The organism is Dongia mobilis, assembly GCF_004363235.1.
GTDB classification, from domain to species: domain Bacteria; phylum Pseudomonadota; class Alphaproteobacteria; order Dongiales; family Dongiaceae; genus Dongia; species Dongia mobilis.
Window position 1 is genome coordinate 275354 of sequence record NZ_SNYW01000010.1, and the last position, 14426, is coordinate 289779.

At 66.2% G+C, this 14426-nt stretch carries 18 protein-coding genes; 8 read left to right on the plus strand and 10 right to left on the minus strand.

Going from position 1 to position 14426, the window contains the following annotated elements:
* The first annotated feature begins 32 nt into the window (after positions 1-32).
* Complete coding sequence (locus A8950_RS14335) at positions 33-290, plus strand: TfoX/Sxy family protein (protein WP_133614358.1); 258 nt, start codon at positions 33-35, stop codon at positions 288-290.
* Here A8950_RS14335 and A8950_RS14340 read toward each other — a convergent pair.
* The 6 genes from A8950_RS14340 to A8950_RS14365 all read right to left on the minus strand — a co-directional run bounded on the left by A8950_RS14340 (position 287) and on the right by A8950_RS14365 (position 5064).
* Entirely contained in the window at positions 287-1567 is a 1281-nt protein-coding gene (locus A8950_RS14340; protein WP_133614359.1) for an NAD(P)/FAD-dependent oxidoreductase, read from the minus strand. The two genes, A8950_RS14335 and A8950_RS14340, sit on opposite strands and share 4 nt — an antisense overlap.
* A gap of 71 nt (positions 1568-1638) precedes the next feature.
* On the minus strand, positions 1639-2211 hold the full coding sequence (locus A8950_RS14345; RefSeq protein WP_133614360.1) for a gamma-glutamylcyclotransferase: 573 nt from the start codon (positions 2209-2211) through the stop codon (positions 1639-1641).
* Positions 2208-3119, minus strand: a complete 912-nt coding sequence (locus A8950_RS14350) for a DMT family transporter (protein WP_133614361.1) — start codon at positions 3117-3119, stop codon at positions 2208-2210. Before A8950_RS14350 ends, A8950_RS14345 begins: the two co-directional genes overlap by 4 nt.
* Positions 3112-3915: an alpha/beta fold hydrolase gene (locus A8950_RS14355; RefSeq protein ID WP_133614362.1), complete on the minus strand. Its 804-nt coding sequence runs from the start codon at positions 3913-3915 to the stop codon at positions 3112-3114. The genes A8950_RS14350 and A8950_RS14355 overlap by 8 nt, the downstream gene beginning before the upstream one ends.
* 1 nt (position 3916) lies before the next feature.
* Positions 3917-4543, minus strand: a complete 627-nt coding sequence (gene phaR / locus A8950_RS14360; protein WP_133614363.1) for a polyhydroxyalkanoate synthesis repressor PhaR — start codon at positions 4541-4543, stop codon at positions 3917-3919.
* Positions 4544-4746: 203 nt separating this feature from the next.
* Positions 4747-5064 carry a hypothetical protein gene (locus A8950_RS14365; protein ID WP_133614364.1) on the minus strand — a complete coding sequence of 106 codons (318 nt, stop codon included), beginning with the start codon at positions 5062-5064 and terminating at the stop codon, positions 4747-4749.
* Positions 5065-5140: 76 nt separating this feature from the next.
* Here A8950_RS14365 and A8950_RS14370 point away from each other — a divergent pair, with 76 nt between their 5' ends.
* Entirely contained in the window at positions 5141-6397 is a 1257-nt protein-coding gene (locus tag A8950_RS14370; RefSeq protein ID WP_243735649.1) for an alpha/beta fold hydrolase, read from the plus strand.
* Between the two features lie 109 nt (positions 6398-6506).
* On the opposite strand, the gene A8950_RS19570 is transcribed toward A8950_RS14370, so the two are convergent.
* Positions 6507-6950 carry a hypothetical protein gene (locus A8950_RS19570; RefSeq protein ID WP_166645188.1) on the minus strand — a complete coding sequence of 148 codons (444 nt, stop codon included), beginning with the start codon at positions 6948-6950 and terminating at the stop codon, positions 6507-6509.
* Positions 6951-7355: 405 nt separating this feature from the next.
* Between A8950_RS19570 and A8950_RS14375 the strand changes: the two genes are divergently transcribed.
* Both A8950_RS14375 and A8950_RS14380 read left to right on the plus strand, forming a co-directional pair.
* Positions 7356-8381, plus strand: coding sequence for an aldo/keto reductase (locus tag A8950_RS14375; RefSeq protein ID WP_133614366.1), 1026 nt, complete (start codon positions 7356-7358; stop codon positions 8379-8381).
* Positions 8382-8479: 98 nt separating this feature from the next.
* Positions 8480-8893 carry a hypothetical protein gene (locus A8950_RS14380; protein WP_133614367.1) on the plus strand — a complete coding sequence of 138 codons (414 nt, stop codon included), beginning with the start codon at positions 8480-8482 and terminating at the stop codon, positions 8891-8893.
* 11 nt (positions 8894-8904) lie between these two features.
* Here A8950_RS14380 and A8950_RS14385 read toward each other — a convergent pair whose 3' ends face one another.
* Together A8950_RS14385 and A8950_RS14390 are read right to left on the minus strand one after the other, a co-directional pair.
* The gene (locus tag A8950_RS14385) at positions 8905-9399 is read right to left on the minus strand and encodes an SRPBCC family protein (RefSeq protein ID WP_133614368.1); all 495 of its coding nucleotides are present in this window, start codon (positions 9397-9399) and stop codon (positions 8905-8907) included.
* Entirely contained in the window at positions 9359-9745 is a 387-nt protein-coding gene (locus A8950_RS14390; RefSeq protein ID WP_243735650.1) for an ArsR/SmtB family transcription factor, read from the minus strand. The genes A8950_RS14385 and A8950_RS14390 overlap by 41 nt, the downstream gene beginning before the upstream one ends.
* Before the next feature lie 223 nt (positions 9746-9968).
* Between A8950_RS14390 and A8950_RS14395 the strand changes: the two genes are divergently transcribed.
* The 4 genes from A8950_RS14395 to yddG all read left to right on the plus strand — a co-directional run bounded on the left by A8950_RS14395 (position 9969) and on the right by yddG (position 13686).
* Positions 9969-11156 carry an acetyl-CoA C-acetyltransferase gene (locus A8950_RS14395; RefSeq protein WP_133614369.1) on the plus strand — a complete coding sequence of 396 codons (1188 nt, stop codon included), beginning with the start codon at positions 9969-9971 and terminating at the stop codon, positions 11154-11156.
* Between the two features lie 83 nt (positions 11157-11239).
* On the plus strand, positions 11240-11962 hold the full coding sequence (gene phbB, locus A8950_RS14400) for an acetoacetyl-CoA reductase (protein WP_133614370.1): 723 nt from the start codon (positions 11240-11242) through the stop codon (positions 11960-11962).
* Positions 11963-12099: 137 nt separating this feature from the next.
* A complete protein-coding gene (locus A8950_RS14405; RefSeq protein ID WP_133614371.1) occupies positions 12100-12588 on the plus strand; it encodes a hypothetical protein in 489 nt (162 codons plus the stop codon).
* A gap of 180 nt (positions 12589-12768) precedes the next feature.
* Positions 12769-13686, plus strand: a complete 918-nt coding sequence (gene yddG, locus A8950_RS14410) for an aromatic amino acid exporter YddG (RefSeq protein ID WP_133614372.1) — start codon at positions 12769-12771, stop codon at positions 13684-13686.
* A 130-nt stretch (positions 13687-13816) separates the two neighbouring features.
* Here yddG and A8950_RS14415 read toward each other — a convergent pair whose 3' ends face one another.
* The gene (locus tag A8950_RS14415; RefSeq protein WP_133614373.1) at positions 13817-14425 is read right to left on the minus strand and encodes a glutathione S-transferase N-terminal domain-containing protein; all 609 of its coding nucleotides are present in this window, start codon (positions 14423-14425) and stop codon (positions 13817-13819) included.
* Position 14426 lies beyond the last annotated feature (1 nt).

Genomic DNA, 14426 nt, shown 5'->3' on the forward strand with positions numbered 1-14426 from the left:
TGCCCCACCCTCTTCCATTAGAGTGATCGATCATGTCGACACCCCTTGGCTCGCTCAAGAATATCGGCCCGGCAACAATCCGCCAACTGCAGGAGGTTGGCATTGCTGATGCCGACGCCCTGCGTTCGCTCGGCGCCGTCGCCACCTACCGCCGGCTGAAACACGCCTTTCCCGATCAGGTGACGCTGACGATGGCCTATGCCCTGGAAGGCGCCCTCCTGGATTGTCACTGGAACCGGCTGCCGCCGGAGCGGCGCGAGTACATCCGGTCGACACTCCGGGGCGCCTAGAGCCGGTCGCGCATGGCATACCACAGCATCGCCGCCACCAGCAGCGGATGCCGCAGCAGCGTGCCGCCCGGGAAAGTCTGGTGGCGGATCGCCGCGAACAGGTCGAAACGCTCCGCTGTCCCGGCCACGGCCTCCGCGATCAGCTGGCCGATGATGCCGGTGACGGCGACACCCTGGCCGGAATAGCCATGGGCATAGAAGACATTGTCCATGCGCCCGACATGCGGCAGGCGCGACACGGTAATTGCCAGCATGCCGCCCCAGCCAAAGTCGATGCGCTTCCCCGCCAGCTGCGGATAGACGCGCAGCATATAGGGCTTCACGAACTCCTTGATGTCGGCCGGCGGCTGCGTGCTGTAGCGCTCGCCGCCGCCGAACAGCAGGCGCCGGTCGGCCGAGAGGCGCCAGTAGCTGACCACGAATTTGGTGTCGGCGACGCAGACGTCGCGGGCAATCACCTCGCGCGCCTCCGCTTCCGACAGCGGCTCGGTGGCGATGATGAAATTGGCGATCGGCATGATTTTGCCGGCAATGCGGGGCTCGAGATCGCCGAGATAGGCATTGCAGGCGAGGACCACATATTTGGCGCTGACGGCGCCGCCGGAAGTCTCGACACGGTTGAGCGTACCCTTCTCGATCCTGGTCACCCGCGACTGCTCGCAGATCTGCACGCCCGCGGCCTCGGCGGCCGCCGCCAGGCCCAGCGCATAGTTCAGCGGGTGCAGATGCCCGCCGCCGCTGTCCAGCACGCCGGCATGGAAGATGTCCGAGCCCAGTTCCTGCCGCACCGCGGCGCGGTCGAGATAGCGCGCGCCGCGATAGCCGAACTGCCTCTCCAGGCAGTCGATCTCGTCCTGCATCCAGCCGCAATCCCGCGCCTTGCTGGCGGCATGCAAAGTCCCCGGCTTGAAATCGCATTTGATGCCGTGCCTGGCGATGCGCTCGGTGACAATGCGCCGCGATTCCTCGGCCATGCCGAACAGGGCGCGCGCCCGTTCCTGGCCGAAGGCGGCAATGAGATCCTCCGGCCCCTTGCGCAGGCCCAGATTGACCTGGCCGCCATTGCGCCCCGAGGCACCCCAGGCGATGCGCGCCTGTTCCAGCAGCACCACCTTGTAGCCGCGCTCGGCCAGGTTGAGGGCGGCGGAAAGGCCGGTGAATCCGCCACCCACCACGCAGACATCCGCCGTGACCGCGCCCGCCAGCGCCGGGCGCTCGCCGAACGGGTTGGCCGTCGCCGCGTAATAGGAATTCTGTGGATGTTCAAACGGACCCATGATCCCCCCGATCTTGTCAGGTTTCCCTTATAGGAACTCGGCGCCGTCGCGCCAAGCGGTCCGGGAACGGGTCAGACCTGCGCCTCGAGCAGACGCAGGATGCGGTGCAGCGCGCAATCGCCGATGCCGAGCTGGTCGAGATGTTCCACGGTATTGCGCAGATAGTCGACATTGCGCCCGGCGATGCCCACCGCATCGCGGATGCGCGCCGCCACCTCTTCCGGCGTCAGCTTGCCGGCATATTGCGGATGCGCCCGGTCGGCAACGAATGACAGCGCGGTCACCTCGTCCCTTTCCGGCAGGCGCAGCCTGAGGAGGCGCGGGATATAGACGCCGGTCACCATTTCGCGCCGGTGCAGGTAGTCCGCCACCGTCTCGGCATCCTCCGGCGCCACGCGGTAGAGCCTGCCCACGCATTGCCCGCCGCGATCGAGGCCAAGGACCAGCCCCGGATGTGCGGGCGAGCCGCGATAATGGGTCGATGTGATGCAGAAGGCGCGATGATAGCCGTAAAGCGTTGCCGGCCGGATGTCGATGAAGGGAAAATCCGGCCGCCACATCAGCGAGCCATAGGCGAAGATGCGAAGCTCCGCGCCGGCCGGCGGGCGATAGCGACGCCGTTCGATGAGATCCGCTTCCGTCATCGGCGGTTGACCAGGGCGACGCCGAGGGCCACGACGCCCATGCCGGCGATGGCGAGCGCATCGAGCGTCTCGCCGAAAAGGAGGAACCCGCCCAATGCCGCTACCGGCGGTGTCAGGTAGAACAGGCTGGCGACCCGGGCCGCCGCCCCCCGCTGCAGCATCCAGGTGAGGAGCGCAATCGAAATGCCGGAGAGCACGATCACGATCCAGCCCATGGCGAAGATGAATTCCGCCTGCCAGTCGATCTCGCCCACCCCCAGCCACAGCATCACCGGCAGCAGCACAAGGGTCGCCGCCGCATACTGGATGGCGGCACCGGATTTCAGATCGGCGCGCGGGCAGAAGCGCTTCTGGTAGAAGGTCGCCGCGGTGATGCCGAACAATTGCACGAAGGCGAAGGCAAGCGCCCAGAGATGGTCTGGATCGAAGCTGAGCTTGTGCCAGATCACCATGCTGAGGCCGACGAAGCCCAGCACCGCCCCCAGCCATTGCAGCGGTTTCAGATGCTCGCCCAAGAGCGGGCCGGAGAGGGCCGCCGTCACCACCGGCTGCAGCCCGGCGATCAGCGCCACGACACCCGCCGCGAGGCCCGCATAGATCGCAGCATAGCAGCCGCCGAGATAGACCGCCTGCAGCAGCACGCCGGTCATGGCGATATGCCCGGCCTCGCCCAGCGAGCGCGGCCAGCGCGCACCGAAGATAATGGCGACACAAGCCATCATCGCACTGGCAAGCGCGAAGCGGATCACCAGGATGGTAAAGGGTTCGGCATAGGGAATGGCGAATTTCGCCATCAGAAAGCCGGTCGCCCAGAGGAGGACGAACAGCACCGGCGCACCGCGGATGAGGAGGGTCTGGTCCGGGGCGGTGGCGTTTCCGGCAGGTGGGGACGAACCCCCTTCAGCCATTTTTTCCCGCCAGCAGGAAGTCCAGCACCATCTCGGTGAAGATGTGCGGGAACTCGACATTCGAGAGGTGATAGCCGCCGGCGATGACCTGCATCGCGGCACCCGGTATCGCTTCGGCGATGCGCCTGCCGGCTTCCGGGCTGGCCCCCGGGTCCTTCTCGCCGGCGATCACCAGCGTCGGCGCCTTGATCGATGTGAGCCGCGCCGGTTCCAGCGTCATCTCGCGGATGGCGGCGGCACAACCGTTGAAGCCGGCGACCGGGGTGGCCGCGATCTGGTCGCGGATCCATTGCGCCTGGCGCGGCGCCGCCTCCCGGAAATCCGCCGACAGCCAGCGCCCCATGCTGGGCTCGATCTGGCTCTGCATGCCATCACGCGTGGCGGCGGCGATGCGCCCGTCAAGGCCGGCGCGCGCCTCCGGCCCGATCGGCCCGGTGAAGGTCGAGGCGAGGATGAGGCCACCCAGGCGGCCGGCATGGTTGAGGCCCAGCGCCTGGCCGATCATGCCACCGATGGAAAGGCCGCAGAAATGGAAGCGCCCGATGCCGAGCCGGTCGGCGATGGCGACGACATCATCGGCCAGCTGGTCCATCGTGTAGTCGCCGCCCGGCGCCGCACTCGCCCCATGGCCGCGCATGTCCGGGGCGACGACACGGAAGTGCCGCGCCAGCAGCGGCACCTGCAGCGCCCACATCTCGTGGCTGGTGGCCAGCGAATGGGTGAGGAACAGCGCCGGCCGGCTTTCCGCGCCGGCCAGCATCACCTCGAAATCGGAACCGTTGGCTGTAACACGCATGTCAATCCGGCTTGCCGCCGACCTTGGTCAAGAGTTCCAGCTGCTTCTGCAGCGCCTGCATCTGCGCCTTCAGGTCCGAGAGCTCGTCGCCGCTCCCGGCGCGGGGCCCCTCGCCCTTTTCCGGCGGGGTGGGAACGGTACCACCGGTGGCCTTGAACGGGTTCCACATGCTCATCGCCTGCTGGAAGAAGGCCATGTTCTGCTTCGACATCTCCTCCAGCCGGTCGAGCGGGAAGACGGCGCCGAAATTGTCCTTCATGTATTGCCGGATCTGCTCCTGGTTGGTGGCGAAGCTTTCCATGCTCTTTTCCAGGTAACCCGGCACCAGGAACTGCAAATTGTCGCCATAAAGGCTGATCAGCTGGCGGAGGAAATTGATCGGCAGCATGTTCTGCCCCTTCGATTCCTCCTCGACGATGATCTGGGTCAGGACCGACCGCGTGATATCCTCGCCGGTCTTCGCATCCTCGACCGTGAAATCGAGGCCCTCGCGCACCATCTGGGCGAGGTAATCGAGGGTCACATAGGAACTGGTCGCCGTGTTGTAGAGCCGGCGATTGGCGTATTTCTTGATGCGGACCGGCGCCGGCTTTTCGCCGGATTTCGTCTGGTCACCTGACACGGCCATTCTTCACTCTCCCCATCTCGCGCCCGGTGTGATTAACCTTGGGACTGATGCGATGCACAATGAGCTGGCAACGGGAACATATTCGGGCGCCGGACCCGAGCATAGCATTACCGGGGGGCCATGTGGCAATGCGGTCGCTGCGCTGCAAACGGCGCCCGGTTTCCCCGCGAAACGGCCGAGGCTATAGTCGATAAATGACTGATTCACCGAAAGACGGTCACGGCGACACCGCCGCCGAAAATGCCGCCCCGGGCCTCGACGAACTGGCGCGGCGCCTCATCGATCTGTGGCAGGACCAGATCACCGCCGCCGCTGCCGACCCCGACCTCGCCCGCCAGGCCGCGCAGCTGATGGCGGCCCTGCCGCTCCCCGGCATGTGGCTCAGCCAGATGGGCCAGATGGGCCAGATGGGGCAAATGGGCCAGGCGGCGGCAGGCCCCGGCATGCCGCCCTTCGGCCCGGATCTCGCCCGCAACTGGACCGAGATGGCCCAGGCCTGGATGGCCGCCGTCAGCCCGCATGGCGGGCAACCCGAAGGAGGCCCAAAGGATGGCAGCCCCCCAACCGCGACACCCAATTCCCAAGCGCCCGATCCCCATGCGCCTGGGCCCGCGGCCGCTGCCGCAGCATCTCAGCCTGGCGGCGGCGATCTGGAGCAACTCCGCGCTCGCCTTGCCGGCCTTGAACAGCGCCTTGCTGAACTCGGCCAACAGCAATCCCCCGAACGGCAGCCAGCCAGGCGAAAGCCAAAGGCGGCTGGCGGCGGCGCTGCGGGAACTGGCGCCCGCCCTCGCAAAGGCCGATCCCGCGCAGCTGACGACGGCGCTGCAGGCTGAGGGGCGGCGGCGCTTCGGGCGCTTCCTCGACGGTGTGACCGCCTATCGCCGGCACGATTACCGGCGCAGCCTGCCCGCAGCGCCGGTGGTGTGGGACGAAGGCACGACAAAGCTGCGCGATTACCGCGGCACCACCCGCTCACCCGCGAACCCGCGCCTCCTCGTCATCCCGTCACTGGTCAATCGGTACCACGTGCTCGACCTCGAGGCGGAGGCGAGCTTCCTGCGCTGGCTGGGCGCCAACGGCTTCGATCCCTTCGTCGTCGATTGGGATGCGCCGGGCCCGCTCGAACGCGGCTTCTCCCTTTCCGACTATATCGTCGGCCGGCTGCAGGCGGCCCTGCAGGCAGTGCGGCGCGAAAAGGGCGGGCCGATCATCGCCATCGGCTATTGCATGGGCGGCGATCTGGCGCTCGCCCTGGCGCTGCGCCGGCAGAAGGATCTCGCCGCCCTGGTCTGCCTCGCCACCCCCTGGGACTTCCATGCCGAGAACGCATCCCACGCCCGCATGGTGGGCCAGATCGGCCATCAGCTGGAACCCATTCTCCAGATCCTCGGCGAAATGCCGGTCGACCTGCTGCAATCCTTCTTTTCCGGCCTCGACCCCTTCCAGGTGCTGAAGAAGTTCCAGCATTTCGCCACGCTCGACCCGGAAGGTGCCTCGGCCCGGCGCTTCGTGGCACTGGAGGACTGGCTCAATGACGGTATCGCCCTCGCCGCCCCCGTGGCGCGCGAATGCCTGACCGGATGGTACGGCGCCAACAGCACCGGCAATCTCGCCTGGCGGGTGGGCGGGCGCGTGGTCGACCCGGCCGGGCTCGACCTCCCCGTCCTCAACGTCATCCCGTCGGCCGACCGCATCGTGCCGCCGGGCTCCTCCCGCGCCCTCACCCGCCGCCTGGCCAGGGTCGAGGAGATGGCGCCCCATGCCGGCCATATCGGCATGATGGTCGGCCGCCACGCCGCCGCCGAGATCTGGCAACCCATGGCCGCCTGGATGCGCCGCGTCGCCGGTTGATCGAAGGGCGGACCAAGGCGGCGGCGCTGAAAATGGAAACGGGGCCTCGCGGCCCCGTTCCTCACCCAACCATCCCCTTCATCCCCTGATAGAGACAGCCCTTCCCCAATCAGTTGCGCGGACTGCCGCGCCCGCCGCCGGCACCGGAACCGCCGCCGCCGCCGTTATCGCCGCCGCCGCGATTGCCGCGATCGCCGCGGCCGCGATCCTTGTCGTCGTCATAATTCTCGTCGAACATGTCGATCGTGGTCAGGCCGCCGCTGGCGGGACGCCGGTTCTCCAGCAGGCCGCCGCACTGGTCGGTGGTGTATTCCGGATCGCTCAGCGCGCATTCGGCAGCGAGGTCGTCGACCTCCATGCATTCGGTCTCGCCGCTGTCGAGATCCCAGCACACCACCTCGACATCGTCGTCATAGGCCTGGGCGGGTGCGGGACCGAAGCCCAGGGCAATGACGGCGGCGCCGGCGAAGAGGCCACCCAGCAGGGCCAGGCGCCAGGCAGTGGCAGGCGTGGCCGACGGGACGATCTCAGTCTTCACACTCAACTTGCTCATGGTCATTCCTCCTATCTGTGGCCAGTGACTCCGTGGTCACTGACTCTGTGGTCGTTTGCGGGCCGCCGTTTGCAGGCTCGTTGCCCGGGTACTGCCTCTGTCGCCGCGGCCCCCGCGCCGCGTTCAGGGCCCGGGGCGGATTGCCGCCCGCCCAGTCAGGCAATTGAAGGAAAAGGGATAATTGCGGATTCCAGCCGTTTTTCGAGGGCTCCGGCGCTGTGCGCCGCGTCACACAATGCTGCCTTTGATCTGCATCTTTGTCGGCGTCGTACCCGCCGCGCGCCCGAAAACCACCGGGTCCAAACCCATGACGCCCGCGTGGTAGCGGCGCCCGCCGCCGCCCGTTAAGACTCGTCGCCACGCTCCGATTCACCAGCCAGTTCACCAGCCAGCGAGGCCCCCGTCATGGAACACCGCCAACTCGGCCGCTCGGGCCTCAAGGTCCCGGTTCTCTCCTTCGGCACCGCCACCTTTGGCGGCGGCGATGAGTTCTTCGACAAATGGGGCGCGGTCGATGCCAAGGCGGCGGTGCGGCAGGTCGATCTCTGCCTCGATCACGGCCTCAACTTCTTCGACACGGCCGATGTCTATTCCAATGGCGCGGCCGAGCGCATCCTGGGCGAGGCGCTCAAGGGGCGCCGCCACCAGGCCCTCATCTCCACCAAGGCGACTTTCGAGATGGGCCCCGGCCCCAATGACAAGGGCTCCTCGCGCCATCATCTGATCCGCGCCTGCGAGGCCAGCCTCAAGCGCCTCGGCACCGACTACATCGATCTCTATTTCATGCACGGCTTCGATGCGCTGACCCCGGTCGAGGAGACCTTGCGCGCCCTCGACGACCTCATCACCGCCGGCAAGATCGGCTATATCGGCTGCTCGAATTTCAGCGGCTGGCATGTGATGAAGGCATTGGCCACGTCCGAGAAATACGGCCTCGCCCGCTATGTGGTCTATCAGGGCTACTATTCCCTCATCGGCCGCGATTACGAGGAAGAGCTGATGCCGCTCTGCATCGACCAGGGCGTCGGCACCATGGTCTGGAGCCCGCTGGGCTGGGGCCGCCTCACCGGCAAGATCCGCCGCGGCCGGAACGAGTCCGGCCGCATCAAACAGGGCGGCGCCGAAGGCGGGCCCATCGTCGCCGACGATTACCTCTTCCAGGTGGTGGATGCGTTGGATGCGGTGGCTGAGGAAACCGGCAAGACCATCCCCCAGATCGCCCTCAACTGGCTGCTGACCCGCCCCACCGTCTGCAACATCGTCATCGGCGCCCGCAATGAGGAGCAGTTGAAGCAGAACCTCGGCGCGCTGGGCTGGTCACTGACAGAGGAGCAGATCAAACGCCTCGACGCGGCCAGCGAGCAAGTCCCAGCCTATCCCTATTGGCACCAGCGGGACTTCCAGGAGCGGAATCCAAGGGCGGTGGGATGAGTTAATGTTGGCCATCCTTTGTACAACCTGAGATAGCCGTGGTAAGAATGCACACGAGTAGCCGCGCTCGACGCGCCGGCCTAGGAGTACAGGATCACATGCAGATTTGCCGTTCAGTCTTCTTCGCCGGACTTTTGCTTTCCTTCTCGACTGGAATTGTTAGCGCACAGGACCCGGCCGTGATCGATCCGGCGGCGCATCCCGGCAAGGCGCGGTTCATGGCGCTGGCGCAGGAGAAGTTCAACGCGGACCCGGATGCGATGTTCCAGACCTCGCGCATCGAGCCGGGGCAGCGCCAGGCGGTGTTCGAATGCGGCATGAAGGCGGTGCTGGCCGACATGCCGGACGCGGATGCCGGACGGCTGGCCGACATGGTGGAGGGGAAGGCGCCGGGCGACCCGGCGCTGGCCAAATGGTTCGAGCTGGAGGAGAGCGTCAACAAGCCCCGGCACGACCAGGTGGCGGCGCGGGCGCGCGCCATCTGCCCGCAGCTGGCGCATTTGATTAAGTGAACGGCCGGGCGCTAAAGCCCGTTCAAGTAATCCTGCAGCCGGTCGAAGGTGCTCATCCAGCCGGCCTCGTGACCGTCGCGGTTCGCCACGGTGTCAAAGACTTCCTGGCGGAAATGCAAGCGGGTGCGGTTGCCGCCGAGATCGTCCAGCACCATGGTGACAAGGGTTTCCGGCCCACGCGTGCCGGGCCTGTCGCGGGTGCCATCCTCTTCCCAGCCGAAGGTGAAGGACAGGCGTTCGGGCGGCTCGATCTCGTGATTGATGCCGTTCTGCCAGATTTCGGCGCCGGTTTCACGGCTGGTGAGGCAGGCGCGCCATTTGCCGCCGGGGCGGCCGTCGCTTTCCCAATAGGTCACCGGATAATCGCGCGGCCCCATCCAGTTGAGGGCATGGCTGCGTTCCGTCAGCGCCGCGAAGACCAGTTCGCGCGGGGCGGCGAAATCACGGGTAATGGTCAGGATGCGGTCACTCGCCTCCGGTTCGGCGCTTATTTTTGGTGCGGACATTTTTTGCCTCCCTTGTCGCGGTTTGCAGATCTTCGAGATAGGTGTCGAGGCGATCGAAACTCGCCTCCCAGAAGCGGCGATAGGTGTCGAGCCAATCGGCGACCTCGCGCAGCGGTGCCGCCTTCAATCGGCAGGGCCGCCATTGCGCCTCGCGCCCGCGTTCGATCAGTCCGGCGCGTTCCAGCACCTTGAGATGCTTCGAGATCGCCGGCCCGCTCATGGCAAAGGGTGCCGCGAGTTCAGCCACCGTCGCGCGGCCCATGGCAAGGCGGGCCAGGATGGCGCGCCGCGTGGGGTCGGCAAGAGCCTGCAAGGTGTCGCTGAGGCGATCCGGCATCGTGTTCATTATTTAACTGTTCGGTTATTTAACTGTATGGTTATTTACAACTTGAAGCGATCCCCGTCAAGACCCCAGTTAACCCGCATCAAGGTTTCGGTCACGTTGTTGGCCTTGGGTCCCGGTTATCCCCCATTCGTCGCTTGCCCTTGCCGCCCGCTTTCCCCTAGGCTTGTTTGCAATGCACAAAACACCCCCTGTGCGAAAAAATCGCCTATTGGAGGAAGATCCCATGGCCAGCGCCCCCGACATCGTCATTGCCGCCGCCACCCGCACGCCGATCGGCGCCTTTGGCGGCACGCTTTCCGCCCTCCCCGCCCATGACCTCGGCCGCGACGTGATCCTGGAATTGCTGAAGCGCGCGAAGCTGGAGGCCGGCGAGGTGGACGAGGTCATCCTGGGCCAGATCCTGACCGCCGCCGCCGGGCAGAACCCGGCGCGCCAGGCCGCGATCAATGCCGGCATCCCCAACGAGAAGACCGCCTATGGCATCAACCAGCTCTGCGGCTCGGGCCTGCGCGCGGTGGCGCTGGGCTTCCAGGCGATCCGCAATGGCGACGCCAATGTCGTCATCGCCGGCGGGCAGGAGAGCATGAGCCAGTCGCCCCATGCCATGCATTTGCGCAACGGCACCAAGATGGGCAATGCCGAGATGGTCGACACCATGATCCGGGACGGCCTCTGGGATGCCTTCAACGGCTATCACATGGGCAACACGGCCGAGAACGTGGCGCAGAAATGGCAGATCACCCGCCAGCAGCAGGACGAATTCGCCGCCGCCAGCCAGCAGAAGGCCGAGGCCGCGATGAAGGCCGGCAAGTTCAAGGACGAGATCGTCCCCGTCACCGTCAAGGGCCGCAAGGGCGATGTGACGGTGGCCGATGACGAATACCCCAAGCACGGCACCACGGTGGACACGCTCTCCAAGCTGCGCCCGGCCTTCGTGCGCGGCGACAACGGCACGGTGACGGCCGGCAATGCGTCGGGCATCAATGACGGTGCTGCCGGCGTCGTGCTGATGACCGCCGCCGAGGCTTCGAAGCGCGGCCTGACGCCGCTTGGCCGCATCGTCTCCTGGGCCACGGTCGGCGTCGATCCCGCCATCATGGGCTCGGGTCCGATCCCGGCCAGCCGCGCGGCGCTGGCCAAGGCCGGCTGGAAGCCCGACGACCTCGACCTCGTCGAGGCGAACGAGGCCTTCGCCGCCCAGGCCTGTGCCGTCAACAAGGATATGGGCTGGGACCCTGCCAAGGTGAACGTCAATGGCGGCGCCATTGCCTTGGGCCATCCGATCGGCGCCTCGGGGGCGCGCGTCTTCGTGACGCTGCTCCACGAGATGCAAAAGCGCAACGCCAAGAAGGGCCTCGCCACCCTGTGCATCGGCGGCGGCATGGGCATCGCCATGTGCGTGGAGCGCTGACGCTGGATTTAGCCCTCTCCCTGCAGGGGGAGGGGGCCACAACCACAACAACCAACGACAAAAACAAAACCAGGGAGGAATGAATGGGTCGGGTGGCAGTGGTGACGGGCGGGACCCGTGGCATCGGCGAGGCGATCAGCGTCGCCCTCAAGAATGCCGGCTACAAGGTGGCGGCGGTCTATGGCGGCGATACGGCGAAGGCCAAGGCCTTCTCGGACGCGACCGGCATCGCCGCCTACCAGATCGACGTCGCCGATTTCAAGCAATGCAAGGAAGGCATTGCCCGGATCACGGCCGATCTCGGCCCCATCGACGTGCTGGTCAACAATGCCGGCATCACCCGCGACGGCACGCTGCACAAGATGACGCCCGAGCAATGGCAGGCGGTGATCGACACCAATCTCTCCTCCTGCTTCAACATGTGCCGCAACGTGATCGATTCCATGCGCGAGCGCGGTTTCGGCCGCATCGTCAATATCGGCTCGATCAACGGCCAGGCCGGGCAATACGGCCAGGTGAACTATGCCGCCGCCAAATCCGGCATCCACGGCTTCACCAAGGCCCTCGCCCAAGAGGGTGCCGCCAAGAACATCACGGTGAACGCCATCGCCCCCGGCTATATCGACACCGACATGGTGCGCGCCGTGCCGCCCCAGGTGCTGGAGAAGATCGTCGCCAAGATCCCGGTCGGGCGCTTGGGGCAAGCCTCCGAGATCGCCCGCGGCGTCCTCTTCCTGGTGGCCGATGAGGGCGGCTTCATCACCGGCTCGACCCTCTCCATCAATGGCGGCCAGCATATGTACTGACCGAACTGGGACGGATTTCCTGCGTTCAACTCGTTGAACTGATTTGGAAAACCGTCCCGGCATCGGTTCTGGCACAGTTATCCACAGGTTGTTAACCATTCCCGGCCTAAGCTTGGCGGAGTGATGGAGAAACGACCATGGCGAAAGCCGCACCCGAAACCGAAACCGACGCGGCCGAGCGGATCGAGGTCCGCCCGAGCGAACTCGACGAACTGACCCATGCCGAGATGCTGGCGCTCTATGCCGCCTGCGGCGAGACCACGCGCTTTGCCAAGCACCAGCAATGGGGCACGCTGCTCGGCACCCTCGTCATCTTCGTGCTTTTGGGTGTCATCGGCGACCTCGCCTATAAGGGCACGCTGCTGTTCAAGCTGGTCGTCGCGATCAGCATCGTACTGTCGGTGGGCGCCATCTATTCGCTCATCATCTACCAGTTCTGGCAGAATGCCGAGCGCGAGAAGCTCAACTTCATCGCCCCCTATCTCTCCAACCTGACCGGGATCGTGCGCGAGATGGTGCCGGAGCGCGAGCGCAACGTGCACCGCTACGTGCTGCTCTTCTTCATGGTGGCCTCGATCATCCTCGGCAACGCCCTCCTCATCGTCTATCTGGCGCCGAAGCTGTAGCGGCGCCCTGCGCAATTTCACTTTGTTATTGTCATGCCCCGGCTTGGCCGGGGCATCCACGAGTTCCTGTTGTCGGTTGCGGGCAAACTCGTGGTTGGCCCGCCTGAAGCGGGCCATGACAGCAGACAAGCCAGTTGCCACCCTTGACGCGTATCGGCCGGCCTGCATTATGCGCCGGCCATGACCGACCTTGCCCTGCCGACCGCCCATTCCCGCCGCCGCGCCACCCTCATCGGCTCCATCGCCGTCCTGCTCTGGGCGACGCTGGCGCTGTTCACGGCGTCGACCGGTGCCGTGCCGCCCTTCCAGCTGATGGCGACGACCTTCGCCATCGCCTTTGCCTTCGCCGCCTTGAAATGGCTGGCCGATTTTGCGCGCAAAGGGCCGGCTGCCTTCACCTTCCTGCGCCAGCCCTGGCCGGTCTGGGCCCTCGGCATCGGCGGGCTCTTCCTCTATCACCTCTTCTATTTTGTGGCGCTCGACCACGCGCCGGCGGTCGAGGCCAGCCTCATCGCCTATCTCTGGCCGCTCCTCATCGTCCTCTTCTCCGCCCTGCTGCCGGGCGAGAGGCTCTATTGGCAGCATGTGGCGGGTGCCATCATCGGCATGGCCGGGGCCGCCCTTCTCATCCTCGCCCGCGATGCCGGCGATGCGGCCGGGCTTGCCGGCAGCGCCCTCGGCTATGGCGCCGCCCTGGCCTGTGCCTTCACCTGGTCGATCTATTCGGTGCTGTCGCGCCGCTTCGGCACGGCACCGACGGAACTGGTCGGCGCCTTCTGCGGCGTCACCGCCCTGCTCGGTTTCCTCTGCCATCTGCTGACGGAAACCACCATCTGGCCCGCCGACCAATGGCAATGGCTGGCCATCATCGCCCTCGGCCTGGGGCCCGTGGGTGCTGCCTTCTTCGTCTGGGATTACGGCGTCAAGAAGGGCGACATCAAGGCACTGGGCGCCATCTCCTACGCCTCGCCCCTCATCTCCACCCTGCTCCTGATTGCGACCGGCAAGGCCAGCGCCACCATGGCCGTGCTGCTCGGCTGCCTCGCCATCGTCGGCGGCGCCGTGCTGGCGGCGCGCGATCTCTACATGAAGAGATGACGGCCGGCGTTGACGGCCGATCTTGTCATGGCCCGCTTCAGGCGGGCCATCCACGAGTTTGCGCACGACTGAAGAAAGTAACTCGTGGATCCCCCGCCTGCGCGGGGGATGCCAGTCGAAAGGTAGCCACTCAATCCTTGGGCGCGGTGTCCTTCAGGCTCGGCCGCGCGCTCACCTGCTCGAACCAGCGGGCCAGATGCGGCCGCCCCGCGCGCCAGTTGTCGGCGGCAAAGCGGAAATCGGCATAGCCCAGGGCACAGGCCACCGCGATCAGGCCGATATCGAAACCGGCACCGAATGACGCCGCCTCGCGCTCCAGCGCGTCGAAGCCCGCCGCCATCTTGCCCTTCTGCTTCGCCACCCATTCCGGCGAGCGCTGGGCGGGCTCGCTGCGACGCCCCTCCATCACGCAGAGGACACCCGCATCCATGATGCCGTCGGCCAGGGCCTGGCGCCGCAGGGCCGTCCAGCGCGCATCGCCATCGGCCGGGAACAGCCTGGTACCGCCATGCCTCGAGTCGAGATATTCGCAGATCACCCGCGAGTCATAGAGTGTCGATCCGTCCGCCAGCACCAGCGCCGGCACCTTGCCGAGCGGGTTGTGCCGGGAGAGGTCGGAATGGGGATCGGCCGTTACGGTCGGGACAAGCTCGATCTCGCCCCGTTGCCCGGTCTCGATCGTGGCCATCATCACCTTGCGCACGAAGGGCGAGGTCACCGAATAGCGCAGCTTGAACATG

Bases quoted from the DNA above. Each gene is read 5' to 3' on its own strand.
- A8950_RS14335 (WP_133614358.1), top strand. From the start codon at position 33: ATGTCGACACCCCTTGGCTCGCTCAAGAATATCGGCCCGGCAACAATC.
- A8950_RS14345 (WP_133614360.1), bottom strand. From the start codon at position 2,211: ATGACGGAAGCGGATCTCATCGAACGGCGTCGCTATCGCCCGCCGGCC.
- A8950_RS14375 (WP_133614366.1), top strand. From the start codon at position 7,356: ATGGAACACCGCCAACTCGGCCGCTCGGGCCTCAAGGTCCCGGTTCTC.
- A8950_RS14390 (WP_243735650.1), bottom strand. From the start codon at position 9,745: ATGAACACGATGCCGGATCGCCTCAGCGACACCTTGCAGGCTCTTGCC.
- A8950_RS14405 (WP_133614371.1), top strand. From the start codon at position 12,100: ATGGCGAAAGCCGCACCCGAAACCGAAACCGACGCGGCCGAGCGGATC.
- A8950_RS14365 (WP_133614364.1), bottom strand. From the start codon at position 5,064: ATGCGGGCTGACGGCGGCCATCCAGGCCTGGGCCATCTCGGTCCAGTT.
- A8950_RS19570 (WP_166645188.1), bottom strand. From the start codon at position 6,950: ATGAGCAAGTTGAGTGTGAAGACTGAGATCGTCCCGTCGGCCACGCCT.
- A8950_RS14355 (WP_133614362.1), bottom strand. From the start codon at position 3,915: ATGCGTGTTACAGCCAACGGTTCCGATTTCGAGGTGATGCTGGCCGGC.
- yddG (WP_133614372.1), top strand. From the start codon at position 12,769: ATGACCGACCTTGCCCTGCCGACCGCCCATTCCCGCCGCCGCGCCACC.
- phbB (WP_133614370.1), top strand. From the start codon at position 11,240: ATGGGTCGGGTGGCAGTGGTGACGGGCGGGACCCGTGGCATCGGCGAG.
- A8950_RS14395 (WP_133614369.1), top strand. From the start codon at position 9,969: ATGGCCAGCGCCCCCGACATCGTCATTGCCGCCGCCACCCGCACGCCG.
- A8950_RS14385 (WP_133614368.1), bottom strand. From the start codon at position 9,399: ATGTCCGCACCAAAAATAAGCGCCGAACCGGAGGCGAGTGACCGCATC.
- A8950_RS14380 (WP_133614367.1), top strand. From the start codon at position 8,480: ATGCAGATTTGCCGTTCAGTCTTCTTCGCCGGACTTTTGCTTTCCTTC.
- A8950_RS14415 (WP_133614373.1), bottom strand. From the start codon at position 14,425: ATGTTCAAGCTGCGCTATTCGGTGACCTCGCCCTTCGTGCGCAAGGTG.
- A8950_RS14370 (WP_243735649.1), top strand. From the start codon at position 5,141: ATGCGCCTGGGCCCGCGGCCGCTGCCGCAGCATCTCAGCCTGGCGGCG.
- phaR (WP_133614363.1), bottom strand. From the start codon at position 4,543: ATGGCCGTGTCAGGTGACCAGACGAAATCCGGCGAAAAGCCGGCGCCG.
- A8950_RS14350 (WP_133614361.1), bottom strand. From the start codon at position 3,119: ATGGCTGAAGGGGGTTCGTCCCCACCTGCCGGAAACGCCACCGCCCCG.
- A8950_RS14340 (WP_133614359.1), bottom strand. From the start codon at position 1,567: ATGGGTCCGTTTGAACATCCACAGAATTCCTATTACGCGGCGACGGCC.